Here is a 26,320-nt window from a genome sequence, read left to right as displayed (position 1 = left end):
CGCCCTCGCTGTTACCTTTTTTTGTTGCTGATACATTTTCAATATTTGGAATTGACAAGGACTTATAAATAGTGAAGCGCAACGAGAACGGTTTATGCAGTCCGTTCAACTTCAAAATGTTGGTATTTTGCTGTCGAAAAAAGGGGATAACGGCGAGGGTGCGGATGTAAGTCTAAAGGCTTTTGTGAAATACACAAACATAGGAAGCGGTACCAAATGAATAATGGAATTCCGATTTGGCGGACGCTATTCACAGTTTTAGCTCTGAAATGAAGTGTCCCGTTCCAGCGCAGCGGAAAGGGTTAACGGAATGGAAAGCTAAAATTGGGGATTGTGTCCAAGACCTTTGCAGGGAAGCTCTTTTCCCGAAATGTAGTTTTTCGCGAAATGCAGGGGAATGTGCTTACCGGGTTATGAAAACGGATTATTCTCGTTTAGTGGTATGTTAAGCGGACTTGACTTTAAAGGTGTAGATTGGGAATGAAGTGTTTCCCGCTTTTTTAAGGGATTAATGAAATGGAAATCGGAAACTTTGAAGTTGTGTCCAAGATTTTTTTTAGTGAAGCTCTTTTTTAGAAATGAAGCTTTTCGTGGAATGCAGGGGAATGTGCCTCCCTGTTCAAAATTTGAATTCCAAAAAACAAAGAAGTAATTATGGAATTTACGGTTAGTACAATCCTCGCTTTATTGTCAACCATTTTTAAGAGGCTATAATGGTTTTTACTAACCGTTCTAAATAAGATTTGTATGCAGCGACCATCGTACTTATGTGGTTTTTCGTTAATTAACTTCTCTTGTTTCATTGGTAAAATTGTCATAATGTAACAGCTTGCCAATTTCTTTTTTGGTTTGCTGTATTCTGTTTGTTGAAATATCTAAATTTTGAAGTACGTGTATGTTGTTATAAAGTTCTTTTATCAGAATAATATCTGTTGTAATAAGTTGCTGTTTTTCTTTTTTGGTCAAGGTAGTTAGGGCTGTTACGGGATAGAGTCCGTAACTGTCAATATTGGTTTTTATACCCTTATCTTTAGGATAATCCCAACTTAAGAGCGTTAAACCGATGCACATTCCATAATCTACGGCATCTTTCGTAAAACGCGTATTGGTTACCAACCATCCTTGTTTTAAATGCGTTCTATTGTTTGAATTGCCATTCCAATGCTTTTGTACGCCCAAAAATCTGGAGTTTATATACAAAGGCACCATTACATTGCTTGTTGCTCTTGAATCTGAATGAAATTTGCATTCAACGGCATATACATTACCATTTTTTTCTGCCAATACATCTATTTCGTGGGTAACACAATTGCCTTGTAAAACAATGCTAACCTTAGTTTCATAACCTTTTTCTTTTAATAAAGCACCTATTAAATGCTCAAATGGATAACCTGTTGGTCCCAATTCAAAAAGGGCAAGTTTAAGACTATACCTCGAAGCAAAAGAGCGGTCAAACTTCTTTAAAATTGAAAACGCTTTTTTATAGATTTCGTTGGTTGTAATGCCATTATAAATTTGAGGGTTAATCTGATTGATTATGATATCAATTTGATTTTTGGTTGCACCACAAGAGTGTAAGGAAGCTCTCAATTTTTCTTCAGAATAATTCTCTTTTTATTCAGAATTTTTGGTTACTACAATTTGATTTTGGTTCATAATTCAAGTAGTTTAAAAGCGTAAAATTTCGGTCATTATCCCAAACCGTATGACGTCCAATTGATGCTGAAAATAAATATTGTAGTAATCCATTCCGTGATAGAATTGCACAAACAATCCAATATCTTCTAAAAATTGTGGGTGGTAATAAAAGGTCAATCCAGCATTGATGCGGTCTGCATCGAAAAAATCAAGATTATTGTATTGGTCTAACATTAAATTGGTTTCCAATTTCATCGAAAAATGAGGTCTTTGGCTGCTTTTGCTATTGCCAAAGGGTATCTTAAAGGCTGTAAATGAATTATGCCACCGCAAACCACTATATGAACCTTCAAGTTCTTCAAGCATCCAGCTTTTTGGGTGTACTTCAATTGAGCTTTTAAGTACTTTTATTGCATTAAGTCGAGAACTGTATGAAGATTTTAAGGCTCCTAATTCAAAATAGTTTGTAGCAAAATTTCCTGTAAGTAAATTTATGGAACCATCCTCATTATAAAACGAACCATCTTGCCCGTTAGAGTGATGGGCTATTTTACCAAAAATTGATAAGGTATTATTGATATTATTTTGTTTGGCCAAATAATAAAAAGAAACTTGCGGTATGTAGCTCGGTGTTCTCACAGGATATGATTCTTCATTATACATTCTTATCACAATCTGTGGGGTCAAAACAGCCATCAGTTTAGCGTCTTCTCGCTCTCTTATAATAAATGAAGGATTTATATTGGCTTCAAACATTAAGGGCTCTATATTACCAATATCGAAGGGAAAAGTGATATAGCTATCGGTTTGATTAATAAGTGCAATTTTGGATAAAGTCAGCTCTGGTAAAATAGAATCTACTTCCTGTGCAATCGCAAAAAAACTGCAATTAATCATCAATAACAATATGTAAATGTTGTATTTCATTGCTATTTATAAATAACCTTAACCGTTATGGTTTTACCCTTATTTAAGGCAAAGCTGGCATCTTTAAAGTTTGGGCGGTTGAACAATCCAAAATCATCGTAATTTGAAATCCCTATACCTTCTTTAGGTAAGGGCAACATAAATTTTTTGTCTATTTCACCATTATTGTTTTCGTCGTGTAAAACGGTAACAGCATAGTTATCTTTAGGCAGGTTGTTAAATGTAACCTTGACGCTTTTATCATCAATTGTTACACTCTTCTTTTTATAGTAGCGTTCTAACTTCTCATCAGGAAAACTACCTTCTGTATTGTAAAGGGAAAAAAACAATGTTCCTTCAGAATTTTTTAAGTTTTCTGTTGTTACCGTAAGGCTATATCTTTCTTGTGTATTTTGTTTTGGCGCAAAGACCAAACTTCCCAATAAAAGACAGGCTATCAATTTCATTTGTTAGTTATTTTTTTAGCAAGAACTAAAAACCCTAAAGTGAGCACAATTCTAAAAACCATAGCTCTAACGGTTTTAGTTTCATAAAGTCCATCAATAGTAATATGAACAAACAAACCTATAAAGCCAACGGATAAAAAGATTAATGCGGTCAGCAAGACTTTAAAAGTCCATTGTTTTCGTTTAACGAAACCATAAGCTGCGGTTAAATACAGAATAGAGCACAAAAAATTTGTCCCTACAATAAATGGTACATAATTCCCTTCTTTTGCCCTTATGCCAAACCAATCAAACAATACAGAACTGCTTAAAAATAAGGTCAGTAAAGCAAAAGCGGACAATACAGTTATTATTCCATATTTAAAAAAATCACTTTTCTTCATAATTCATCACTTTAAAATGTTTTTTGTGCCTCACCAAGCCACCATTTTGGATTGACTGATTTTTTTACCAGTCCAAATTTTTTGATGGAATAAGTTTCAATATGCGTAATTAAATCCTCTATAGAATCGGTTATAAATAACAGCTTCATATCTTTTGGACTGATGCTTTCTTTTTTTGCCATTAAATGGATATGCTCACATAATTCTTTATGATATTGAGAATCGAAAATGACCACAGGAAAACTTTTGATGATATTAGTTTGTATCAAGGTTAGTGCTTCAAACAATTCGTCTAAAGTACCAATACCTCCTGGCATCACTATAAAAGCATAAGAGTATTTTACCAAAATTACTTTTCGTAAAAAGAAATAGGGAATGTTAATCCATTTATGAAGATATGGGTTTGGTTTTTGTTCAAAAGGCAATACAATATTGCAACCAACAGAATACCCCCCAGCTTCATACGCGCCTTTATTGGCAGCTTCCATAATTCCCGGACCGCCGCCTGTCATTACTGTAAACCCTATTTTTGACAATTCAGCACCAATTTTTGCAGCATTTTTATAATGTTCGGATTCTTGTGTAAAACGTGCCGAACCAAATACGGTAACACAAGGGCCAACAAAGTGCATTACCCTAAAGGCCTTAATAAAATTGAAGAACACCTTAAATGCAAACCCTAATTCTTTCAAACGGGATAAAGGCCCCCTAATAAATAGAGATTCATTGGTAATCAATTTGTTTTTATGTTTAGTACGACGACTCATATTTAGGTTGTTTTCTTATAACTCCAAACGGCCAATCCGTTCATTACAATGGCATAAGCCAATGTTTTTATGGCTAATGGAAAAATATCAGCAAAGCCGGAACCTTTGAGCATTACCATTCTTATAATCTCTACAAAATATTTAATAGGATTGAATTCGGTGAGGAGTTGCGCCCATTTGGGCATACTCTCTATGGGTGTAAACAAGCCACTCATTAAAATAAATATCACGATAAAGAACCAAGCAATAAACATTGCTTGCTGTTGGGTATCGGTAAAGTTTGAAATAAACAAACCCATTCCTAAAATCACCAGTATATACACCGAAGTATAGCCATAAAGAAGCAGTAGGTTTCCGAGTATGGGCACGTTAAAAATAACCTTCGCAAGAATTAACCCAATAGTTAAGAGTCCCATACCCAACACCCAAAACGGGAAGAGTTTGCCGATAATAAATTGATGTTTTTTTATGGGTGTTACATTAATTTGTTCCAGCGTGCCTATTTCTTTTTCCCTTACAATGTTCATTCCTGATAAAAACAGCGTAATCATAGTAACGAGTAGTACCAAAATACCTGGCACCATAAAGGTTTTGTAGTTGAGGGTTTCATTATACCAAAACAACGGAATACTGTCTATACTACTGGGTTGCTGAACGGAATCTGAAACCTGTATCAAGTCTGTTGCAATGTGTTTGTTATAATTTTGTATAATTTGGGTTGCATACACATTAATGACTCCTGCTGCCGAACCGTCAATGGCATCAATAAATACACCTATTTCGTTGCGCTTGTTTTTTTGTAAATCACGTTCAAAATGCGTTGGAATGTTCACGTACACATCCACACTGCCTTCTTGCATTGCGGTAGAGGCTTCTTTTTCCGAAGAAAACTTTTCTGAAACATTAAAATAGGTTGAAGCTTCAAATCGTTCTATCAAGCCTCTGGACGTACTACTGTTATCGGCATCAACATAGCCAAAGGTGATGTTTTTTATCTCATAGGTTGCTGCATTGGACAAAATAACCAATTGTAGGACAGGCAAAATAAAGATAATGGGCAGCATTCCTTTATTTCTAAAGATTTGCTTGAACTCTTTTCTTATGATATACAGTATTATCTTCATTTTATTCGAGTCTTATTTTATATTTTTTAACACTGATGCCCATAAATAGCAAGGTCATAGCAAATAAAATCAAGGTTTCTTTTAAAAGAAACACAATATCAACGCCCTTAAGCATAATGCCTTTAACAATAATGATAAACCACTTGGCGGGAATAATGTTGCTAATAACCTGAAGTGGCAAGGGCATACTGCTGATAGGGAAAATAAATCCGGAAAGCAATATGGTGGGCAGCATTAAACCCATTAGGGAAATCATCATTGCGGTTTGTTGGGTTGCCGAAATGGTTGAAATTAAAATACCCAACGCCAATGAGGTAATGATAAACAAGATGCTTTCAAACCCTAACAAAAACAAACTGCCCTTTACGGGAACATTAAAAATAAATATGCTCAACAACACGATTACTACGGCATTGATAACCGATAGGAAAATGTAAGGAAACACTTTGCCAATAATCACCTGAAAGGGTTTTAAGGGCGACACCAATAAAATTTCCATTGTGCCTTGCTCCTTTTCGCGGGTGATGGAAATAGAGGTCATCATTGCCGACACCAACATCAAAATAACCGTCATTACACCGGGTACAAACATATATACGCTTTTAAGTTCGGCATTATACACCATACGGCTTTGCGGTACAATCTGGTAATCTATGGACACTGCGTTGTTTAATTCATGTTGGTAATTTTTAAGGATGGACGTGATGTAATTACTGATGGTATTTGCCATATTGGGGTCGGTGGCATCGGTCAATATTTGTACGGTTGCTTGTTTTTCTTTAATGAGATGACGCCCAAAATTGTTTTCAAACTGAAGTACGGCTTTTACCTTTCCTTTTTTGAATATGGATTCTATGGAAGACTCTTGTTGAATGATATCTACAATGCTAAAATGCTTTGAAGAAGCAATTTTATTGATGATTTCTTTGGAAGTAACATCATTGGCCTGGTCTAAAATGGCGATATCTACATTGTTAATTTCATTGGTAATGGCAAAACCGAACAAAAGGATTTGGGCAATAGGCATCCCGAACAAAATAAACAACGAACGTCTATCACGAAAAATGTGATAAAATTCTTTTCTTACAAAACCTACAAATCGTTTCATCCTCTGGCTAGTTTTAAAAAAACGTCGTTCATTGTATCCGTTTTATATTGTTCTTTTAACTTTTTGGGCGTGTCCAGAGCTTCAATTTTTCCATTTACCATTATAGATACACGGTCGCAATATTCGGCTTCGTCCATATAATGGGTAGTTACGAATATGGTGGTGCCATTGTGGGCAGCTTTGTAAATGAGTTCCCAAAATTGCCGTCTGGTAATGGGGTCAACGCCACCAGTAGGCTCATCTAAAAAAACAATTTTCGGTTCGTGCAATAAGGACACCGAAAAAGCCAACTTCTGTTTCCAGCCCAAGGGCAATGAGGTCACCAAACTATTGGTTACTTCTTGAAGTCCTAATTCTTCAACCAGTTCGCAGCGTTTTTGGTCTATTTGTTTTTTGGACAGTCCGTAAATACCTCCAAAAAATGTAATGTTCTCTTTTACGGTAAGGTCATCGTATAAAGCAAACTTTTGGCTCATATACCCAATATTTTTTTTGATGGATTCGGTTTGTTTGTACACATCAAATCCCGCTACTGTTGCTTTGCCCGAAGAAGGTGATGAAATACCAATAAGCATTTTCATTGCTGTAGTTTTTCCGGCACCATTGGCACCGAGAAATCCAAAAATTTCCCCGGCTTTTACGTGAAAACTTATTTGGTTTACCGCTGTAAAATCACCAAATAGTTTGGAAAGGTTTTCTACTTCTATAACGTTTTGTGTTTTCATTATTTGGCTAATTCCATAAAAGTGTCTTCTATGGTGGGTTGGGTGACTACAATGTCAATATTGGTAAGTCCTTGTTGCTCTAAATAAGTTTTTAAACTTGCTTTATCGATAGGGTCGCGCTTGTCGGTATAGTGTACAAACTCCCCAAAAGGAAAAACACTATAAGTATGCTCATAGTGGGTTAAACTATTAATTAGGCTGTACATATTAGAAGCACTGATGTTATACAATGGTTTTGGAAAGTGGCCAACAATGGCTTTTGGCGTATCTATTTCAAGAATTTTACCGCCTTGTATTAAGGCAATGCGGTCGCATAAAGCGGCTTCGTCCATATAGGGCGTAGATACTAAAATGGTGATGCCTTTTTGTTGCAAGCGTTTGAGCATTTCCCAAAACTCCTTTCTCGACACTGGGTCCACACCAGTTGTGGGTTCGTCTAAAAACAAGACTTTGGGTTTGTGAATCAAGGCACAGCTCAAGGCGAGTTTTTGCTTCATTCCGCCGGAAAGTTTACCGGCCCTTCGGTTTTTAAAAGGTTCTATTTGCACATAGATGTCTTTGATTAAATCGTAGTTTTCTGCTATGGTAGTCCCAAATATGGTAGCGAAAAAATTCAGGTTTTCCTCTACCGTTAAATCTTGATACAATGAGAAACGTCCCGGCATATAGCCCACACTATTTCTGATGGATTTGTAATCGTGAAACACATCAAAACCAGCAACGGTGGCTTGTCCTTTATCGGCAATCAACAAGGTGGTCAATATGCGGAACAAGGTGGTTTTGCCGGCACCATCGGGACCGATTAAACCATAGAGTTCACCAGGCTTTACATCCAAGGAAATGTTGGACAAAGCCGTTACCTTGCCGTAGGATTTAGATATGTTTTTTACAAGGATTCCCATTTATTTTATCAATAAGAAATGGCTCTTTTTTAGTGCATCTACTTGGTGTTTTACATTGGCTTCAATAATTACATAATCGCCTTCTTGTAAGGTTTCTTTAGTGCCTTTTTCGTCTGAGTAAACCGCTTTACCGCTCACGCATACAAAGAGTGCCGGCATTTTGGAAACGTGCTCTTCAAGGCTTTTGTTTTTTTCAATTTGAATTGAGATTACTTTCGCATCTGTAGGTTTAAACAAAAGTTGCGTTATTACTGCTTTTTCTTCGGTGTGCAGGGTTTTTAAGTTCATCGTATTGCTGTTTTTTACAGTGCCACAACTCCAAAGGGTGGCGAGTGTTAGTATTACTAATGCTAGTTTTTTCATTTTATATATTTAGTTTTTGTTCATTTTTCCTTTTCCCATTCCTTTACCATTGCCGTGCTGTTTTTGCATATGTTCTTCCATCCAAGTGGGTTCTTCTAAATCGTTGTCATAAATGTATGCGGCTATTTTTTCTAAATCTTCGGTAGGGAAATCAAGTTTGGGCATTACTTTAAATCGATTTACAGCACCTCGCATAAGAGCTTTTTCTTCTTCGGGATTTTGCACCCAATGCACCATCGCATTGATAAAGTCGGTTTTGTTGTCATACACATTGGTGTAGCGCATTTTTACGGCTTTAAACGGAGGTGCTATAATGTCGTCGTGTGATGCCGCTTGTGGATTGTGACAGACGTAACAATTGTTTTTCATCAAGGTATAAGCCTCGTCAGGTTGTGTTTTTAGGTCGGCTGTTTCTTGAGTGTTCGCCGCTAAATAAGCCTTTTCGGTGTTTTGTTTGCAGCTGGCAAATAAAGCCGATAGTGCAATTGTAAAAATGAGTGTTTTCATATAATTATAAGTGTTTTAGGGTTATTCTTGGTTTTGTATCCACATTTCGGCCGGCATTCCTATTTTTAGACTGCCATCGTTTTTTACTTGCACTTTTACGGCATAGACAAGGGCAACGCGTTCTTCTTTGGTTTGAATGATTTTTGGCGTGAATTCGGCTTCCGAAGCTATCCAGCTAACAATGCCATCATACGATTTCATTCCCTCTTGGTCATCGATTTTTACGGTAACGGTTTGACCAATGGCAATAGATGCCAATTGGGTTTCGCTCACATACACCCGCAAATCCATTGTAGATAAATCGGCAATTTTATAGAGTGGTTTGCCAAAACTCACAATTTCATTGGGTTCGGCATATTTGGTCAACACCGTTCCGTTTATAGGGTTAACGATGTTGCTTTTTTGAATTTGGTCGTCTATTTGCTGTAGTTGTATGTCGGTACTTTTAAGCTCATTTACCACAGGAGCGTTTTGTATTTCAACACTCCGAATGCTATTTTTTAAAACGGCGATTTCGCCATCAATATCATCCAGTTGTTTTTGCGTCCCGGCGTTGTCTTTAATGAGGTTTTCTGTTCTTACCTTATTGGTGTTGGCGGTTTTTAATTTTGCTTGCAGCACATTAATCTGTGACAACACGCCCTTGGACTTTGAGGCAATCACCTCCTTTTGTACCAATAGTTGCTCTTTTTTTAAGTGAAGCGGAATAGTATCTATAGTACCTATTTGTTGATGCTGTTCAATGACCGCACCTTCATCAATGTTAAAGGCTATGAGTTTTCCGGTATTTTCGGCAGAAATAATTATTTCAGTGGCTTCAAAATTTCCGTAGCCGTCTGCTTTGTCTCCATTGTTGTTACACGCGGTGAGTAGTGGTACAGCGGTGAGTATAAGTAGTATTTTTGTTATATTTTTCATCGTTTTTCTAGTTTAAATCACCTTTTAAGGTGTTGTAATTGGCTTTTGCCAGTTCCAGTTGGGTTTTATGTTGATTAAATAGATTTTCGGCTTCGTACAGCTTGGTAAGTTCAATAATATATTGAGATGTGGTAATCACCCCATTTTTCAATTGCGCATCAAAAGTGTGTACGACTTCTTGCTGAAGGGACATAAGTTGTTGGTCGATGGCTATTGTACTTTCAAGCGTTTGCATTTCTTTTTGTTGTTCATTTAAGGCGGTGTTGGTATTCAGTCTAAAAATTTCTTCCTGATTTTTGATGAGTTCTTTTGAAAAGTTGAGGGCTTGTCGTTGCTTTTTGTTGCCGTTCCAATCAAACACATTCCAGTTGAGTTTTAATCCAACAATGTAGTAGGCAGAAAAATCATTTTCCAAAAAGTTAAGTCCCGGATTGCCCAAACCACCCGTTGCGAAGCCGTTAAGCTCGGGTGCAATTGCTTTGGAAAGGACGTTTTGCTGTTGTTCAATTTCTTGCTTTTGTAAATTGAACAAGCTTAATTCAGGCCTGTTCAAATCATTAGTTTCAAGGATAGAAAGTAGCGGTTTTTGGAAACTGGTTTCGGTATTTAATGGAACACCTATTAAAGTTGATAAGGATGTGATTAATTTAGATTTATTATTGTTGGCTTCCTGATATTGCTGTAATATTTTTAACAATTCGGCTTCAATGACTTTATCTGACGTAGGCAGCAACACCCCATTTTTCACACCCGATTTCACCTCGTTTAGCTTGCTGTACAATTGCTCTTTTCTTGCGTTTAACAAGAGGATTTGGTCCTCGATTAAAAGAATCGAAAAATACAGTTGATTGACCCGCTGTTTCAGTTGGTGCAAATTGACTTCAACTTCTTGTTGTTTTCTTTGGGTACTACTATTTTGTAAATCTTGGCTTGCCTTAATTCTTCCGCCATTATACAACAACTGATTGGCTGTTAGTGTTGCACGATATTGGTCGTTGTTTAGCGAGTTTATGTCAATATTTGGTATGGGTACTTCGGTAACCTCGCTTTGGTGAGTAGCCTGGGCATTAAAGTTGAATTGAGGTAGCGTTTTTGAGCTAATTACCGAAAGTTCGGCATTGTTCTGTTGTTCTAAAATAGCACCTTGTTTTACAAGCGGATAATTGGTTTTTAAGCCCTCGTAACAGGCCTCTAAACTCAATGTGTTGTTTTGACTGTTACCAAGCAATGTTGCTAATAGGAATGGTATGAGTAGATAAATCGATTTCATAGATTTATTTTTTTATGGCATTTATAATAAAATCCGACACTTCTTTCTTTCGTGCTTCTAAAAGAGATTTGTAATCGTTGTCATCAACCTCGGTAAATGCTTTAATTAATGGAGAGGCTACAAAAGGAAATATGTTTAAAGCCAAAATGTTTATAAACAACTGTTCTGCACTTATGGGTATAATGTTACCAGCATTAACTTCTTTTTGTACTTGTAGCTTAAATTTATTAATATTGGGAAAAGCAACATTCTTTTTTATTTTTTTGATAAATTCTGGATTTCTATTGAGTTCCTGAATAATGAAGTTTGGTAAATAAGGATGCTTTATTATAAAACTAATATAGTTGTGAGTGAAATTTTTGATTTTATCCTCTAATGAAGAATCATCATTTAGTATAGCGTTAAGTTGGGGTGCTAATAATGCAAAAGATTTTTTAAATACAGCCTCGAACAAAAGTTGCTTACTTCTGTAGTAATAATGCAACATTGCCTTATTGATACTTGCTTTGTCCGCAATTTCTTGCATTCGCGCACCATCCATTCCTTTAGCTTGAAAAATTTTTTGTGCTGCTTCTAATATTTGTTCTTCTGTTTTATTGTCTTTGTGTTTTGTCATTTTACAACCCTTTGGTTTAACTATTTGGTTAACAAATATACACAAAAAATTAATAACAGATACTTTAGTCAAATACTTCAACCAAAAATTCACAATTAATAATTGTAGCGTCTTATATATTAGTTGCAAATAGAATGGCAAAAGCCAAGGTCATACAATAATGAAGATTAATGCCGAAATCTTTTGATGGAAGTATTCTACAAGTTTAAATTGTAGGTATATTGTATTATAATAAACTTCTCTTTATCGAAGGTTAAAAGTTGAGAAACGTCAAAAAATATTATTTGCAATCGTAAGAAATATGGTTCGATAGTAGGTAAAAGCATTTAATATCAAACTTAATTAGAGGAAGAAAGAAGGGTAAATGTTGTACCTATGTTGTACCCAAGAAAAAAAGTGAAGTAATTTTCAATAAAAAAAGTCGAAGATTTCTCTTCGACTTTTGTACGGGCGGGGAGACTCGAACTCCCACACCTCGCGGCACCAGATCCTAAGTCTGGCGTGTCTACCAATTCCACCACGCCCGCATTTTAAAATCTTTTTCGACTTTTACTTGTCTAAGTCCTAAGTCTAGCGTGTCTACCAATTCCACCACGCCTGCATCAATATCCGATTATTATCGGGCTGCAAATATAAGCCAAAATTTCAATTCTCTAAATTTTACCATTTAAAAATTACGCTTTTCGTATTTTTATCAAAAGTCTTATAAAATAGTACATGAAAAACGTAAAGAATTATTTGTCGGAAAATAGGGACCGATTTTTAAATGAGCTTATAGAACTACTTAAGATTCCGTCGGTTAGTGCAGATCCTGCATATTCGCAAGATGTAATAGATACGGCCGAAACGGTAAAGAGAAGGTTAGAAGAAGCAGGTTGCGATGTTGTAGAAATTCATGAAACAGCAGGATATCCAATCGTATACGGTGAAAAAATTATAAATCCTGATTTACCGACTATACTAGTTTATGGCCATTATGATGTGCAACCAGCCGACCCAATAGACCTATGGCATTCACCTCCGTTCGAACCGGTTATTAAAAAGACCGTTGCACACCCAGAAGGTGCTATTTATGCTAGAGGAGCCTGCGATGACAAAGGCCAAATGTATATGCATGTAAAAGCTTTAGAACTGATGGTAAAGACCGATCAACTGCCTTGCAACGTCAAATTCATGATTGAAGGCGAAGAAGAAGTCGGTAGTAATAACTTAAGTATTTATGTAGCTGAGAATAAAGAGAAATTGGCCAATGACATTATATTGATTTCAGATACTGGTATGATTGCTAACGATGTGCCTTCTATCACTACCGGGCTTCGTGGATTAAGTTATGTAGAGGTCGAAGTAACGGGACCAAACAGAGACTTACATTCGGGACTATATGGTGGTGCGGTAGCCAACCCAATCAATATACTAACAAAAATGATTGCCAGTCTTCACGATGAAAATAATCATGTAACCATACCAGGTTTCTACGATAAAGTTGAAGAATTGTCAAAAGAAGAAAGAGCAGAAATGGCAAAAGCGCCATTTAGTTTAGAAAGCTATCAGAAAGCTCTTGATATTGAATCAGTATATGGTGAAAAAGGATACTCTACAAACGAACGCAACTCCATCAGACCGACATTAGATGTAAACGGTATTTGGGGCGGTTATATTGGCGAAGGCGCAAAAACGGTTATTGCAAGCAAGGCCTATGCTAAAATTTCTATGCGATTGGTTCCTAATCAAGATTGGAAAGAGATCACAGAACTGTTCAAAACCCATTTTGAGTCGATTGCCCCAAAAGGGGTTACGGTTAAAGTCAAACCACACCATGGTGGGCAAGGGTATGTAACTCCGATTGATACAATTGCTTATCAGGCGGCATCAAAGGCCTATGAAACTACCTTTGGCAAAAAACCCATTCCACAACGTAGTGGCGGTAGTATTCCTATTGTTTCTTTATTTGAAAAAGAATTGGGTAGTAAAACAATTCTAATGGGCTTTGGTTTGGATAGTGATGCCATCCACTCCCCTAATGAGCATTTCGGAGTTTGGAATTATTTTAAAGGCATTGAAACAATTCCATACTTCTATGAGTATTTTACCGAAATGAAGAAATAAAACAAATGTCTTTACGAGGTGCTTTTTAGTGACGAAGCAATCTGTTAGTTTTGTTTACCAAACTAATAGATTGCTTCGTTTTACTCGCAAAGACGTTTTAAATTTTCTTCACGTACTTCGTAATTATAACAGTAAGCGTAGGCCCAACCTTACCTTCAATATACTCCGCATTTTCGCGATCTAAAGAAATTCTACGAACCGCTGTACCCTGTTTTGCAACTTGGCTAGACCCCTTTATTTTAAGGTCTTTAATGAGCACAACACTATCTCCATTTTCCAGAATAACACCGTTCACATCTCTATGAATAATTTTATCGGCTTCTGCCATTCCTTCACCTGTGGCTTTAGCCCAATCTAAAGCTTCTGGCTCCAAATACATCATATCCAAAAGGTCTTTAGGCCATCCTTCAGACTTTAAACGCGATAACATACGCCAAGCAACGACCTTCACAGAATCATATTCACTCCACATGCTATCATTAAGACAGCGCCAGTGGTTAGCATCCATTTGCTCAGGGTCTTCAATTTGTGTACGGCAAGTTTCACACGCCAAAATACTAGAATCAACTCCACTTATAGAAACTGGTTCCACTTCAAAAACTTCTAAATTATTGGTACCCGTACAAAGTTCGCAAGTTGAACCGCTACGTTCTTCCAAATCAGATAATACACTCATTATTGGTTATTTTAAAAACAAACTTACATCTTTTTCATGGGGTGTTAGGGCCTTTCCCCAAAGAATTAGGGTCGGGCTATTCGTTACAAGTACGCTACGCAATAAGCGAATGCTAGCTTTTGACCTCTATCCTTAAGGCAAAACAACAAATTTTACTCTACACTTGTAGAATTAAAATATTTATTCTATGTTTGTAGAACAAATTCTAAACTTGTAGAAAATGCAGTTGTCAAAATCGGAAGAAGAATTAATGAATATTCTCTGGAAACAGAAAAAAGCTTTTATGAAAGATTTACTAGAAGAGTATCCAAAACCTAAACCTGCTACCACAACGGTAGCAACACTGCTTAAACGAATGACCGATAAAGGTTTCATTGATTACAAAAATTTTGGACGAAGTAGGGAATACTTTCCGCTGGTTAAAAAGAAAGATTATTTCTCAAAACATGTCAACGGACTCATTAAGAACTTTTTCAACGATAGTGCTAGTCAGTTCGCTTCGTTTTTTACCCAAGAAACTAATTTGAGTAAAACCGAATTGGAAGATTTAAAGAAATTGATAGACAGTGAAATAAAAAAGAAATAATTATGCTGGCATATATTCTAAAATCCACGGCCTGCCTTGCTATTCTGTATGTCTTTTACAACGTATTTTTAGAAAAGGAAAGTATACACAGATTAAAACGATTCTATTTGCTTGGAGCATTACTATTCTCATTAATAGTACCTGCCTTGGTATTTATGGAGTATGTTGAAGCTGAACCTGTAAATCAAATATCCTACCCAACAGAACAAGCTGTTCAACAACCAGAAGATATCATCAATGTACCAACAGCATTAGAAACAGATGTTTTAGACATAGCGCCTTTACTCTGGAGCATCTATTTTATTGGTCTCTTCTTTTTTGGCATAAAATTCCTGAGAAACCTATTACAAATATTATTTAGAATCCGTAAAAACCCAAAACATAAATTAGCTAGAATAACCCAAGTACTCTTACAAGAGAAAATTACACCTCATACCTTTATGAGCTATATTTTCCTAAATAAATCCAGATTTGAAAGCAATCAGATTCCTAAAGAAGTGCTGCTACATGAAGAAACCCATGCCAAGCAAAAACACAGTTTAGATGTTCTTTTTGTAGAACTCTTACAAGTCATATTTTGGGTAAATCCATTGATTTATCTTTCTAAAAAAGCCATAAAATTAAATCACGAGTTTTTGGCAGATCAATCGGTCTTAGAAAACAATATCGACCAGACTTCTTATAAGAATATGTTACTATCGTACTTATCACCCGATAGTGAAAAGAAGTATCAGCCGCTGTCAAACGCCATCAATTATTCATCAATCAAAAAACGTTTTAAAATCATGAAAAAAGAAACATCAAAAAAAGGGATTGTATTAAGAAGCACAGTACTTCTCCCCTTACTCGCAATTTTACTGTATGGTTTTAGTGAAACCAAAATTATCATTCAAAATGAAAATGCTGCAAGTAGTATAATTATGACGGATTCGCAGAAAAATCCAGAAATTGAAAAATATAATGCCCTGGCCAAAAAATACAATACGATACCTATTGAAAAAAGGGTCATCCCATTAAAGGATTTGTATGTATTGGAAACAATCTACCATAATATGAGCAAAGCTCAAAAAGAAGAGGCTCTACCTTTTCCTGAATGCTTACCAAAGAAGAATCAAGATGGCGCAACGAAAAAGCAAATTGCATCTTATAATGATTTGGCGAAAAAATATAATACCATGATGGACAAAGGTGGAAATATTCACATCGTAAAATCAGATGTAGACCAGTTAAACCGTATCTATGAATTAATGACAGAGGGACAAAAAGTAGACTCAGAACCTTTTCCTGAATTTCCTGAACCACCACAGCCTCCAAAAGCGCCTAGGTTTTTAAAAGAAGAGAAAAGTACTATTCCACCTCCTCCAATACCAAAAGAACCAAAAACAAATGTAGAATCCTCCTTAAATTTTCCTGCTCCACCGCGTTCACCAAACGCTCCTAAAGCACTAAACACTTCTGATTTTGCAGATAACCAACTAAAAGAAATTTTAAAGAACCAAGATCCTTATGACCATAACAACCTTGACCTAAAAACGATTAACGGCATTCCAACAACCACAAATACGTTTTATTCCGGTAGCGATATAGAAAATATAGATTTTGAAACTCAGGAAAACATGAGAGTATATATTCATAACTCTGGTTCGTCTAAAAAAGCGAATTCCTCAAATCTTTTGGAAAGCTTACGTTCACTTGAAGAACAAGATGCACAATTCTATTATGATGGAAAGAAAATAACAGCTGAACAAGGGTTTCAAATTATAAATAAAGAAAAAGATATTAAAATAGAAACGCTACCTTTTTCAAATAAGCAACCAGAAGTTCGGATTTATAAGGAAAATAATGATTTACGAATTCCACCTCCTCCTGCACCACCAACCCCTCCTTCTCCATTAGACTACGTTATTGATGCCGCTAAGAAAGGAGCTACGTTTATGTATGAGGGAGAAAAAGTTTCTTCAGACAAGGCTATTGATTTATTGAAAAATAACAAAGAGTTGAATATTGAATCGCGCATCAAAAACGGCAAGCAAATTGTTCGAATTACAAAAGACCCTGTAACAATCGAATAGAAATAACGTCAAACATATGTTAAAGCCCTCTTTTCGAGGGCTTTTTGCGTACCAAAAATCAAATAGTTACGTTCATCCATTACACACCATCATCAACCTGCCCGCCGTAAGGAGGGTCGAAAAACAAATCAATCATCATGATACAGAAATTTTTTATTCTTTGCTCTGGGGCAGATGCCGAGCTTTTAAACACCTGTTCTAAAGGGGAACAAAATAAATACGCTGGCATAGGGGCTACCGTATTTTTCACCGCAATCATGGCATTTATTGCCAGCAGTTATGCTCTTTTTACAGTTTTCGATAATGTATATACCGCAATATTCTTCGGTCTCATTTGGGGTCTACTTATTTTCAACCTAGATAGATTCATTGTTAGTACCATAAAAAAACGGAATAGTTTTAGTCAAGAGTTCTTTCAAGCTACTCCACGTATACTATTAGCCGTAATTATAGCTATAGTGATTTCAAAACCTTTGGAAATGAAAATTTTCGAAAAAGAAATCAATCAGGTTTTATTGGAGCAAAAAAATGAATTGACCTTAGCCAACAAAGACCAATTAGCGTTACAATACACCCCGAAAGTTGAGCAACTAAATCAAGAAATTACTGCTTTAAAAACAGAGATAGCAACTAAAGAGATTGAGACAAATGCCTTATATGATGTGTACATCAACGAAGCAGAAGGCACCGCAGGCACTAAACTTTTGGGCAAAGGTCCGGTATATGCAGAAAAACGCCAAAAGCACGATGCTGCATTGGCAGAATTAAATCAATTAAAAACAGCAAATGCTGAAAAAATAACTGGAATTGAATCTCAAATTGCCGCTTTAGATACCGAATATGCTGAAGTAGTAAAAAATTCTCAACCTATCATTGATGGTTTCGATGGACTTATGGCCAGAATTACCGCTTTAGATGAACTGCCTTGGCTTCCGTCGTTCTTTATATTCCTATTGTTTTTAGCAATTGAGACATCTCCAATTATTGCCAAACTTTTAGCACCGAAAGGCGAGTATGATATAAAATTAGAGGAAGAGGAAAGTATTCTATCTTCATGGGTAGCACAAAAAGTTGCCCAGCGTAAATTAATCGTTTCTACAGATGGTGATATTAACCAAAAAATATATGAAGATTTAAAAGGTGAAGCAGAATTGTATGGTTACAAAAAGAAAAAAGCAGAAGAATTGTTACGCTTACAGGCAGATAGTTTTCATGATATTCAGGTAAAAGGTCTTAAATGAAAAAAGGACCAATAGAAATATTGGTCCTTTACAGATTTGGGGGAACTACCTAAACAATTCTTATATGGTTATAGCCTCTAAAATTAGTTCAGTACTAGTAACATTAAAATTACTGATCTCATATATTTCATTTTGGCTGGCTGCTTCAAAATAACCTAAACATCTTTTTATGTTTTCAACTGATTTCATATGTATTATACTTTGGTGAAATTATTAGTTTAACATTTCCTACGCACCAAAGGTATCTTCTTCGTTAGTGTTTAATTATGCCTTGTAGTTAAAACCCACTTTAATGTAGTTCGAATGAAAAAAAGTATCGATGAATAAAATATTCTGTAATATAAAGGGTCGGATTTTAGTAAAAACTCAATAGCTATATAGATAATCTTAATTCGAATTAAGTTAAAATTATAGCACAGTAGTCTTAACTTTGCAGCATTATGGCAACACTTAAAGAAACCAAGAAGAAAAAAAGAAGGTTTTATAACCTGGTTATCATAATAGTACTACTAATTATAATAGTAACAGGTTTTATGGCACAGCTTGGGTCTTAGTTTATCAAAGCTCAGAATTGAATATTAGTATTCAATCTTAACATGTTTACCATATGACCGCGAAAAATCGAAAAATCGAAAAATACCTAAAACTCTTCGGGAAAATTATTCTCAATGTTTTAATACTATTTTTTATTTTGGTTTTGGTGATTAGAACCCCATGGGCCCAAAACGTCATTATTAACAAAGTCACCAAGTATATCTCTGACAAAACAAATACAAAGGTTGAAGTCGGTAGCTTAAACCTAACATTTTCGGGCGATTTACAGGTCGAAAAAATATACCTAGAAGATAAAAAGGGTGACACACTCTTTTATTCCCATATACTTCAAGCGGACATTCCTATTTATCCTGTATTATTTAAGAATCAGTTATCAATTGATGGGGTGATTTCAAATGGCGTCGTAGCAAACATCAGCAGAGCCAATAATGTAGACAACTTTAATTTCTCTTTTCTAATAAATGCATTAACCACTCCGACCGATAGTAGTGCTACAACTACTGAACCATTAAAAATTGCATTGGGTGAATTAAATTTCTCTGATTGGAAGTTGAATTATAATGATGCTTACTTAGGAACGGACATAAAACTAATTTTAGGGAAACTAGCTGTTGATGTTAATGAATTTGACTTGGAAAAGATGAAATTCTCAATAGACGAGTTCTCTTTAAATGATGCACGATTCAGCTATTTACAGACGCATCCATTTCCTAAAAGTGAAGACACTACTAGCACGGTTTTGCCCTTTATTGAAGTCGATGAATTTAGTGTACATAATCTTTTGGTCAATTACAATAGTAAAACAGATGGTCTAAATACCAATTTACAATTAGGCACAATTCATCTGACTAACATACTGGCTAATGTTGCCGAAAATCAATTCGAAACAGAAGACCTGATATTTAATGACTCTCACATTAAACTAAATCTTACAACAGAAGAAACATTAATAGGAGATACAAACACAGCGATGAGCTTTGAATGGCCCAAATTTATTTTAGCGGCCAAGAACATAGAAATTCAGAAAAACTCGTTTACATATACCCTAAATAATACGCAACAAAGAAAAAATCTATTTGATGCAAATGCTTTTAAAATTCAGCAACTACATCTACTAGCAAACAATTTTGAATATCAACCTGAGAAGTTTAACCTTCTTGTTTCAAAGTTTTCATTTTCTGAACCTAGCGGAATTCATTTAAATCAATTAACTTTTAAAGCAGGGTTGACCGATACGAATGCTTCGTTGTCAGATGTTGCACTTCAAATTAACCAAAGTAAGGCAGAGGCAAATTTAAAAATTCAATTTCAATCATTGAATAAAGCAATTAAAGATCCGAGGAACAGCACCTTATCAGCCTCAATTTCAAACCTAAATTTAGACGTAGGCGATGTACAAAAATTTGTACCCGAACTTGCCCAAAATCAATACTTAGATTCTTTATCAACACATAACATAACAGGTTCTTTTAAAGTCGAAGGTAACCTAAATAAAGTAAGTGATCTTAATACCAAATTACTATGGGGTCCCAACACTAAATTAGCCGTAAAAGGATCCATTAGCAATCTGACCAATGTAGATTCACTTCAATACAGTTTGAACAATATTAACTTTTTGAGTACCAAAAATGATATTTATAAATTAATATCGTCAAAAGAAATCGGAATTTCGGTTCCAGAAACTATAATTGCCACAGGCAGCCTATCTGGAGGAACAACGTGGGTAAAGTCCGATTTAGATATTAAAATTCCCGAAGGTTTTGCTCAGATTAATGCCAAGGTCAATTTTGGTAAAATGATACGTTTTAATGGTGCAGTTTCGGTCGATAGTTTGCAGTTAAATAAACTTCTTCAAAACGAACAATTAGGCAAATTATCCCTTAGCCTAAAAGGCTCAGGTTCGGGAACAACTTTAGGTACTATAAACGCAGATATTGAAGGAGTCATTTCACAATTTCAATATGCTGGTTATACCTATAAGGCAATTGATATTTCTGGTAATATGATAGATGGTAATGGAAAAGTTACAGCCAATATCAATGATCCTAATTTAAACATGAAGGCCATATCTACTCTTGTTTTAGAATCAGAAAGTAATGACATAACCTTTAGTTCGAATATTATTGGAGCAGATTTGCAAAAATTGGGACTTACAAAGAATAATATTAAAGTTGCAGCCAACATAGACGGAACTTATACGGGAACGCCTTCAAACTTTACTATTAAGGCTAATATTAACAATGGTATTGCAATTGCGGATAATGAGCAATATCAAATTTCAACAGTATCGTTAAGAGCGCATATAGAAGATTCAATAACAGATGTTTCTATTCGCAGCGACTTTCTAAATGGGAAACTCTCATCGAATGCATCTCCCAATCGTATTACAGATGCCCTTAAAAAACAAATAGAACACTATTTCACAAATGACACTTTAGTCTTTGAGCCAGAAGATAGCATCGAGGCAAAACTGGCACTCGCGATAGTGCCAACCCCTGTTTTATCGAAAGTATTTTTCAATGGAATAAAAGACTTAGATTCTTTGAATATAGACGCCAGCTTCAATTCAAGAAAGCAACAAATCTCAGCCGAAGTAAAAGTACCCCATATAGCATACGCTGGCAGCTCTGTCGATAGTTTAAATGCTTATGTAAAAGCAGATTCCGTTGACCTTAAATTCTCAGCAGGTATAGCCGAATTAATTTATGACCCGATACACTTAAAACAGACTTACTTAGAGGGAAGCCTTAAAAACAAACAACTTGTTTTAGATTTTAACTCTAAAAACGACACGGTTCAAGTATTGCATATTTCATCTTCACTAGTATTTCAAAAAGATACACTGAATCTGCATATACATCCTGATAATCTGATACTTAACAATAAACAATGGGGAATACCCGAAAATAATAATATTGTAATTGCCGAATCTTACACCGATTTTCAAAATATTAAACTGAGCAGAAATTTCCAAAAATTAGAAATTTCTACTAAGGTTCCCAAAATGGAAACCGACCATATAGGCATACTTTTTGAAAACTTTCAATTACAGACTTTTCTAAGTTTTTTAAATCCTGACGAAGCTTTGGCAAAAGGAAAAGTTGAGGGAAGTTTCGTAATACTTAAACCCTATGGCGCCTCAGGTTTAGTGGCTGATATTGATATCAAAGATTTTCAGATAATGTCAAATCCGTTTGGTACCTTAACTCTAGATGCTTCATCAAAATCACTGTCCGAATATGACTTTGATTTAGCATTAAAAGATGGTGCGGCCAATTTGACCTTAACTGGCGATTATTCGGCAAAAGAAACTTCCGCAGAACTAAATATGGAGCTTGACATTCAAAAATTGGAAGCCAGTATAATACAAGGGTTTGCTAAAGACCAACTTACAGATGCTAAAGGATATATTGATGGAAGCTTACTTCTAAAAGGAACACTTTCAGAACCGAAATATTCTGGAAGGCTGAACTTTAATGATTTCGGTTTAAGCCTATCTTCTTACAAAACTGCTGGAATAATTAATAATCAAGCAATAGATATAAATCAAGATGAGATAACATTGGATAGCTTCAAAATTGATGATGTCAACCAAGGCACACTAACTTTAGATGGGCGAATTATAACGAAAAACATACTAAATCCTGGTTTTGACCTTACCATTAAGACCGATAAATTTAGAGTATTAGATTCTAAAAAAGGTGATGATGAATTAGTGTATGGTATTGCTAGTATACGTGCTAATTTAATAGTTGGTGGTAATTTAGAAATGCCCGTTATAAATGGGAAACTTAGAGTTAGAGATATTACTGACCTAACATATTTAGTACCACAAGACCAATTAGATATACAAGAACGTGACGGTGTGGTCATTTTCGTAAACAGAGAAAATCCTGATGCTATATTGACACGTAACGACGGCGAGGAGTCAAATTCATTTTTCGCAGGTATGGATATCAACACCACCTTAGAAATTGCCAATGAAGCCACATTCACCATTGTTCTAGATGAAAAGACACAAGATAAATTACAAGCTTCAGGAGAAGCGATTCTTAACTTAAATATTGATCCAAACCAAGACATTAGATTATCGGGAAGATTAGAACTTAATTCAGGTTTTTACCGAACCAGTTTATATAATTTGGTAAGTCGCGAATTCAAATTACAAAAAGGAAGTAGTATTGTTTGGAGTGGTGATCCCTATGATGCTAAAATGGACGTGACCGCTATTTACGAGATTGAAACTTCGGCCGCTGCTTTAATGTCTTCCATTAGTTATGGTCAAGATAGCAGTGTATCGGGTTCTTACCAACAATCAGCACCCTTTTTGGTTTATTTAAATATAGATGGACAGCTTATGCAACCCGAACTGTCTTTCGCATTGGATATGCCCGAAAACGCTAGAGGTAATTTTGGTGGTGCTGTCTATGGCCGCATTCAACAACTGAACCAACAAGAATCTGAATTGAATAAGCAGGTATTTTCATTATTGGCTCTCAATCGATTTTACCCTACTACAGGTAGTGATGGTAGTTCTGGCGGTGCAATATCTATTGCACGAAATAATGTAAACAAAGTTCTTTCTAGTGAACTAACTTCCATTTCGAACAAACTGTTAGGTAAAACGGGTTTTGAACTAGGTTTTGATTTAGATAGCTTTGATGATTATGAAAGTGGTACAGCACAAAGCCGTACACAGCTAAATATAAACGCCAGTAAAAAACTTTTTGACGATAGATTGATAGTTACCGCAGGTAGTGCCTTAAATGTAGAGGGTAGTGCTTCGTCGAGCGATACTGCAACACCTTTAATCGGTAATGTAACTTTAGAGTATTTGTTGACTGAAGAAGGCACTTATAGATTAAAAGGGTTTAGAAGACAGGAATATCAAAACGTTATCGATGGTCAATTGATTGTTACTGGGGTGGCCTTTATTTTTGACCGTGAGTTCAATAAATTCAGTCAATTATTTAATCCCTTGAAAAAAGAAAATATCGTAAAAAAAACTTCAAAAGAAGAAGAGCTTAAAAAAGAAAAAGTAAAGAATAATTGATTTTACACTATTGAAAAATAACAACTATACATATAAAACAGTATTCAGTTTGGTTTTCTTGCTCATCTATTCATGCGGTATAGAGAAATATTTACCCGAAGGAGAACAATTATACACCGGTGCCGAACTTGAACTAGAAACAGTAAGTGATTTAAAAGACATTAAAGAGGTTAAAACAGAATTATTCAATTTAATAGAACCGAACCCAAACACTACTTTTTTAGGGATGAAACCAGCCCTATTTTTTCATTACAAGGCGCAACGTGAAAAACCGGGATTTTTTTATAAATTCTTAAATAAATCATTTGGCGAAGAGCCTGTTTATTTTTCAAATGTAAATACAGAACGGGTAGAAGAATTGATATTAAATCGACTAGATAATAATGGTTTCTTCTATAGTCGCTCAGATTCTAAAACGACCATTGACGGCAAATTTGCCTCCGTGAATTATATGGCAAGTTTACCAGAACCTTATGTATTGGAAAATTATAATCTAGAATCAGATTCACTACCTATTTATAAGGAAATAGAAAAAATGCTAACTGAAACGGCACTAGTTAAAGGAGACCGTTTCGACCTCGATTTTTTAAAAGCGGAAAGAGCTCGATTAAACAACGGACTAAAACAACGTGGTTACTACAATAGCCAAGAAGACTTTTTGATATTTGAAGCGGATACAAATCAATATAAAAACAAAAAATTTGACCTTTTTCTAAGGCTTAAGAAAGATGTACCTGCTCGTGCTTCTATCCCCTATACAATTGATTCTATCACTGTTTACCCAAATTACTCAATTGAAGGAGATACATTGCCTTTGACAAAAAATAATGTCACCCAAGTTGACAGTATCGACTTTGTTCAAAATGAAATGTATTTCAAACCAGAATTACTAGAATCTTATCTGCTATTCAATGAAGGTGATTTGTATGATGCGAGCATATCTAAACAAACCAGCAACCGATTATCGGCATTAGGAAGTTACAAGTATGTAAATATTCAATATACCGAGCTTGACACCACTGCTACAGATGGTGATGGCGGTTCTTTGGCGGCCAACATCTATTTGGCACCTTTAACTAAACGCTCTATAAGAGCAGAATTACAAGCAGTAACCAAATCTAACGGATTTACAGGCCCTGGAATTCTATTGACCCATAGCAATAGAAATATTTTTAATGGAGGAGAAACTTTTAGTATTTCGGCCAATTTTTCTTACGAATCTCAGCTATCTAGCGGAAACAATTCGAGTTTAAGCAGCATTGCAGGTGGTGTAAGCGCAGACCTTATTATTCCTAGGTCCGTTCCATTTTCGCCAAGCAGATTTAAATATGCCGTACCTAAGACTAAAATTTCTTTAGGACTAGATTTTCTTCAACGTAGTCAATTGTTCACCCTTAGTTCGGTCAATGCCTCCTTTGGGTATACATGGAAAGAAAACCAATATGTATATCATCAGTTAGACCCTATTAGCATCAACTATTCTCGACTAACAAATGTAACCGATGAGTTCCAAACCATACTTGATGATAATCCCTATTTAAGTTTAAGTTTCGAGCAGCAATTCATAGCGGGCCTTTTATATAATTTCACCTACGACGAAGTCTCGAACGTTACTAAAGAATACCCTGTTTATTTTGCGACAAATTTCGATTTGGCAGGTAATATGTTGAATCTTGTAAGTGGAAGTTCGAATACCATTTTCGGCTCAGAATATGCTCAATACGCCAAAGTTGATGCTGATTTAAGGTTTTATATGCGTTGGAAAAAAGAACGCACCTTGGTTTCACGGATCTATGCCGGTTGGGGAGTGCCTTATGGCAATAGCCAAACCTTACCTTTTATAAAACAGTTTTACTCGGGTGGCCCTTATAGCGTAAGAGCTTTTAACATACGCTCTTTAGGACCCGGAAATTTTAATACGGAAACTGAAAATGCAACAACAGATTATTTTGACCAATCTGGTAATTTAAAATTAGAGGCCAATGTTGAATATCGTTTTCCTTTATTCTCTTATTTTAAAGGCGCCTTTTTTATTGATGCCGGTAACGTTTGGCTAACTGGCGATTATTCGGATATTGAAGATGATCAACTTAAGAGCAACTTTTCGCAAACTCTTTTTACCGATGGTAAGTTTGAAAAAAATTGGTTAAAGGAAGTTGCAGCTGGGATAGGTTTTGGTTTACGATTAGATATTCAGAATTTTGTCATTAGACTTGATTTAGCTTCACCGTTACGGGTGCCGTACCTGCCTGAAAATAGGCGCTGGAATGTTCCATTCTTTGGAGACATAGACAATAACATGACATTGAATTTTGCCATAGGATACCCTTTTTAATA

21 protein-coding genes and 1 tRNA gene are annotated in these 26,320 nt (G+C 35.6%); 6 read left to right on the top strand and 16 right to left on the bottom strand.

From position 1 onward, the window contains the following. Window positions 1-780: 780 nt before the first annotated feature. From AACZ41_RS14975 to AACZ41_RS14905, 15 genes are all read right to left on the bottom strand, one after another. Entirely contained in the window at window positions 781-1,590 is an 810-nt protein-coding gene (locus AACZ41_RS14975; RefSeq protein ID WP_339629388.1) for a restriction endonuclease, read from the bottom strand. A gap of 78 nt (window positions 1,591-1,668) precedes the next feature. Next, complete coding sequence (locus AACZ41_RS14970) at window positions 1,669-2,565, bottom strand: hypothetical protein (RefSeq protein ID WP_339629387.1); 897 nt, start codon at window positions 2,563-2,565, stop codon at window positions 1,669-1,671. 2 nt (window positions 2,566-2,567) lie between these two features. Then, a complete protein-coding gene (locus AACZ41_RS14965; protein ID WP_339629386.1) occupies window positions 2,568-3,011 on the bottom strand; it encodes a DUF2141 domain-containing protein in 444 nt (147 codons plus the stop codon). Next, a complete protein-coding gene (locus AACZ41_RS14960; RefSeq protein WP_339629385.1) occupies window positions 3,008-3,394 on the bottom strand; it encodes a hypothetical protein in 387 nt (128 codons plus the stop codon). Before AACZ41_RS14960 ends, AACZ41_RS14965 begins: the two co-directional genes overlap by 4 nt. Window positions 3,395-3,405: 11 nt before the next feature. Continuing rightward, window positions 3,406-4,161 carry a TIGR00730 family Rossman fold protein gene (locus AACZ41_RS14955; protein ID WP_339629384.1) on the bottom strand — a complete coding sequence of 252 codons (756 nt, stop codon included), beginning with the start codon at window positions 4,159-4,161 and terminating at the stop codon, window positions 3,406-3,408. Window positions 4,162-4,163: 2 nt separating this feature from the next. Beyond that, on the bottom strand, window positions 4,164-5,285 hold the full coding sequence (locus AACZ41_RS14950; RefSeq protein WP_339629382.1) for an ABC transporter permease: 1,122 nt from the start codon (window positions 5,283-5,285) through the stop codon (window positions 4,164-4,166). Window position 5,286: 1 nt separating this feature from the next. After that, entirely contained in the window at window positions 5,287-6,393 is a 1,107-nt protein-coding gene (locus AACZ41_RS14945; RefSeq protein WP_339629379.1) for an ABC transporter permease, read from the bottom strand. After that, a complete protein-coding gene (locus AACZ41_RS14940; protein WP_339629377.1) occupies window positions 6,390-7,118 on the bottom strand; it encodes an ABC transporter ATP-binding protein in 729 nt (242 codons plus the stop codon). Before AACZ41_RS14940 ends, AACZ41_RS14945 begins: the two co-directional genes overlap by 4 nt. After that, window positions 7,118-8,020, bottom strand: coding sequence for an ABC transporter ATP-binding protein (locus AACZ41_RS14935; RefSeq protein ID WP_339629376.1), 903 nt, complete (start codon window positions 8,018-8,020; stop codon window positions 7,118-7,120). The genes AACZ41_RS14940 and AACZ41_RS14935 overlap by 1 nt, the downstream gene beginning before the upstream one ends. Continuing rightward, entirely contained in the window at window positions 8,021-8,383 is a 363-nt protein-coding gene (locus AACZ41_RS14930) for a cupin domain-containing protein (protein WP_339629375.1), read from the bottom strand. A 9-nt stretch (window positions 8,384-8,392) separates the two neighbouring features. Beyond that, window positions 8,393-8,890: a c-type cytochrome gene (locus AACZ41_RS14925; RefSeq protein WP_339629373.1), complete on the bottom strand. Its 498-nt coding sequence runs from the start codon at window positions 8,888-8,890 to the stop codon at window positions 8,393-8,395. Between the two features lie 21 nt (window positions 8,891-8,911). Beyond that, on the bottom strand, window positions 8,912-9,808 hold the full coding sequence (locus AACZ41_RS14920) for an HlyD family efflux transporter periplasmic adaptor subunit (protein WP_339629372.1): 897 nt from the start codon (window positions 9,806-9,808) through the stop codon (window positions 8,912-8,914). A gap of 7 nt (window positions 9,809-9,815) precedes the next feature. Then, on the bottom strand, window positions 9,816-11,078 hold the full coding sequence (locus AACZ41_RS14915; RefSeq protein WP_339629370.1) for a TolC family protein: 1,263 nt from the start codon (window positions 11,076-11,078) through the stop codon (window positions 9,816-9,818). Between the two features lie 4 nt (window positions 11,079-11,082). Then, window positions 11,083-11,694, bottom strand: a complete 612-nt coding sequence (locus AACZ41_RS14910) for a TetR/AcrR family transcriptional regulator (protein ID WP_339629368.1) — start codon at window positions 11,692-11,694, stop codon at window positions 11,083-11,085. 445 nt (window positions 11,695-12,139) lie between these two features. Further along, window positions 12,140-12,221: transfer RNA gene (locus AACZ41_RS14905), tRNA-Leu, on the bottom strand. Between the two features lie 190 nt (window positions 12,222-12,411). On the opposite strand from AACZ41_RS14905, the gene AACZ41_RS14900 reads away from it, so the two are divergent. Continuing rightward, window positions 12,412-13,800: a dipeptidase gene (locus AACZ41_RS14900; RefSeq protein ID WP_339629367.1), complete on the top strand. Its 1,389-nt coding sequence runs from the start codon at window positions 12,412-12,414 to the stop codon at window positions 13,798-13,800. A 97-nt stretch (window positions 13,801-13,897) separates the two neighbouring features. Here the strand turns inward: AACZ41_RS14900 and AACZ41_RS14895 are convergent, their stop codons facing one another. Beyond that, window positions 13,898-14,476 (bottom strand): PhnA domain-containing protein, encoded by a 579-nt coding sequence (locus AACZ41_RS14895; RefSeq protein ID WP_339629366.1) that lies wholly within the window; start codon window positions 14,474-14,476, stop codon window positions 13,898-13,900. Window positions 14,477-14,696: 220 nt separating this feature from the next. On the opposite strand from AACZ41_RS14895, the gene AACZ41_RS14890 reads away from it, so the two are divergent. The 5 genes from AACZ41_RS14890 (at window position 14,697) to AACZ41_RS14870 (ending at window position 26,318) form a co-directional block, all read left to right on the top strand. Next, window positions 14,697-15,062, top strand: a complete 366-nt coding sequence (locus tag AACZ41_RS14890) for a BlaI/MecI/CopY family transcriptional regulator (protein WP_339629365.1) — start codon at window positions 14,697-14,699, stop codon at window positions 15,060-15,062. A gap of 2 nt (window positions 15,063-15,064) precedes the next feature. After that, window positions 15,065-17,134 carry a M56 family metallopeptidase gene (locus tag AACZ41_RS14885; protein WP_339629364.1) on the top strand — a complete coding sequence of 690 codons (2,070 nt, stop codon included), beginning with the start codon at window positions 15,065-15,067 and terminating at the stop codon, window positions 17,132-17,134. Window positions 17,135-17,271: 137 nt separating this feature from the next. Next, window positions 17,272-18,375, top strand: a complete 1,104-nt coding sequence (locus AACZ41_RS14880; RefSeq protein WP_339629363.1) for a DUF4407 domain-containing protein — start codon at window positions 17,272-17,274, stop codon at window positions 18,373-18,375. A 607-nt stretch (window positions 18,376-18,982) separates the two neighbouring features. After that, on the top strand, window positions 18,983-23,983 hold the full coding sequence (locus AACZ41_RS14875; protein ID WP_339629360.1) for a translocation/assembly module TamB domain-containing protein: 5,001 nt from the start codon (window positions 18,983-18,985) through the stop codon (window positions 23,981-23,983). A gap of 10 nt (window positions 23,984-23,993) precedes the next feature. Further along, complete coding sequence (locus AACZ41_RS14870; protein WP_339629359.1) at window positions 23,994-26,318, top strand: BamA/TamA family outer membrane protein; 2,325 nt, start codon at window positions 23,994-23,996, stop codon at window positions 26,316-26,318. Window positions 26,319-26,320 lie beyond the last annotated feature (2 nt).

It is taken from the genome of uncultured Maribacter sp. (genome assembly GCF_963974015.1).
Taxonomy (GTDB): domain Bacteria; phylum Bacteroidota; class Bacteroidia; order Flavobacteriales; family Flavobacteriaceae; genus Maribacter.
Note: the sequence above shows the minus strand (reverse complement) of the source record. Positions and strands in the feature narration are given on the sequence as shown.

Excerpts from the sequence above, each read along its gene's own strand:
- AACZ41_RS14910 (WP_339629368.1), bottom strand. The coding sequence starts at position 11,694 with ATGACAAAACACAAAGACAATAAAACAGAAGAACAAATATTAGAAGCA.
- AACZ41_RS14930 (WP_339629375.1), bottom strand. The coding sequence starts at position 8,383 with ATGAAAAAACTAGCATTAGTAATACTAACACTCGCCACCCTTTGGAGT.
- AACZ41_RS14920 (WP_339629372.1), bottom strand. The coding sequence starts at position 9,808 with ATGAAAAATATAACAAAAATACTACTTATACTCACCGCTGTACCACTA.
- AACZ41_RS14935 (WP_339629376.1), bottom strand. The coding sequence starts at position 8,020 with ATGGGAATCCTTGTAAAAAACATATCTAAATCCTACGGCAAGGTAACG.
- AACZ41_RS14945 (WP_339629379.1), bottom strand. The coding sequence starts at position 6,393 with ATGAAACGATTTGTAGGTTTTGTAAGAAAAGAATTTTATCACATTTTT.
- AACZ41_RS14955 (WP_339629384.1), bottom strand. The coding sequence starts at position 4,161 with ATGAGTCGTCGTACTAAACATAAAAACAAATTGATTACCAATGAATCT.
- AACZ41_RS14960 (WP_339629385.1), bottom strand. The coding sequence starts at position 3,394 with ATGAAGAAAAGTGATTTTTTTAAATATGGAATAATAACTGTATTGTCC.
- AACZ41_RS14915 (WP_339629370.1), bottom strand. The coding sequence starts at position 11,078 with ATGAAATCGATTTATCTACTCATACCATTCCTATTAGCAACATTGCTT.
- AACZ41_RS14950 (WP_339629382.1), bottom strand. The coding sequence starts at position 5,285 with ATGAAGATAATACTGTATATCATAAGAAAAGAGTTCAAGCAAATCTTT.
- AACZ41_RS14965 (WP_339629386.1), bottom strand. The coding sequence starts at position 3,011 with ATGAAATTGATAGCCTGTCTTTTATTGGGAAGTTTGGTCTTTGCGCCA.
- AACZ41_RS14885 (WP_339629364.1), top strand. The coding sequence starts at position 15,065 with ATGCTGGCATATATTCTAAAATCCACGGCCTGCCTTGCTATTCTGTAT.
- AACZ41_RS14890 (WP_339629365.1), top strand. The coding sequence starts at position 14,697 with ATGCAGTTGTCAAAATCGGAAGAAGAATTAATGAATATTCTCTGGAAA.
- AACZ41_RS14880 (WP_339629363.1), top strand. The coding sequence starts at position 17,272 with ATGATACAGAAATTTTTTATTCTTTGCTCTGGGGCAGATGCCGAGCTT.
- AACZ41_RS14895 (WP_339629366.1), bottom strand. The coding sequence starts at position 14,476 with ATGAGTGTATTATCTGATTTGGAAGAACGTAGCGGTTCAACTTGCGAA.
- AACZ41_RS14970 (WP_339629387.1), bottom strand. The coding sequence starts at position 2,565 with ATGAAATACAACATTTACATATTGTTATTGATGATTAATTGCAGTTTT.
- AACZ41_RS14900 (WP_339629367.1), top strand. The coding sequence starts at position 12,412 with ATGAAAAACGTAAAGAATTATTTGTCGGAAAATAGGGACCGATTTTTA.
- AACZ41_RS14875 (WP_339629360.1), top strand. The coding sequence starts at position 18,983 with ATGACCGCGAAAAATCGAAAAATCGAAAAATACCTAAAACTCTTCGGG.
- AACZ41_RS14940 (WP_339629377.1), bottom strand. The coding sequence starts at position 7,118 with ATGAAAACACAAAACGTTATAGAAGTAGAAAACCTTTCCAAACTATTT.
- AACZ41_RS14925 (WP_339629373.1), bottom strand. The coding sequence starts at position 8,890 with ATGAAAACACTCATTTTTACAATTGCACTATCGGCTTTATTTGCCAGC.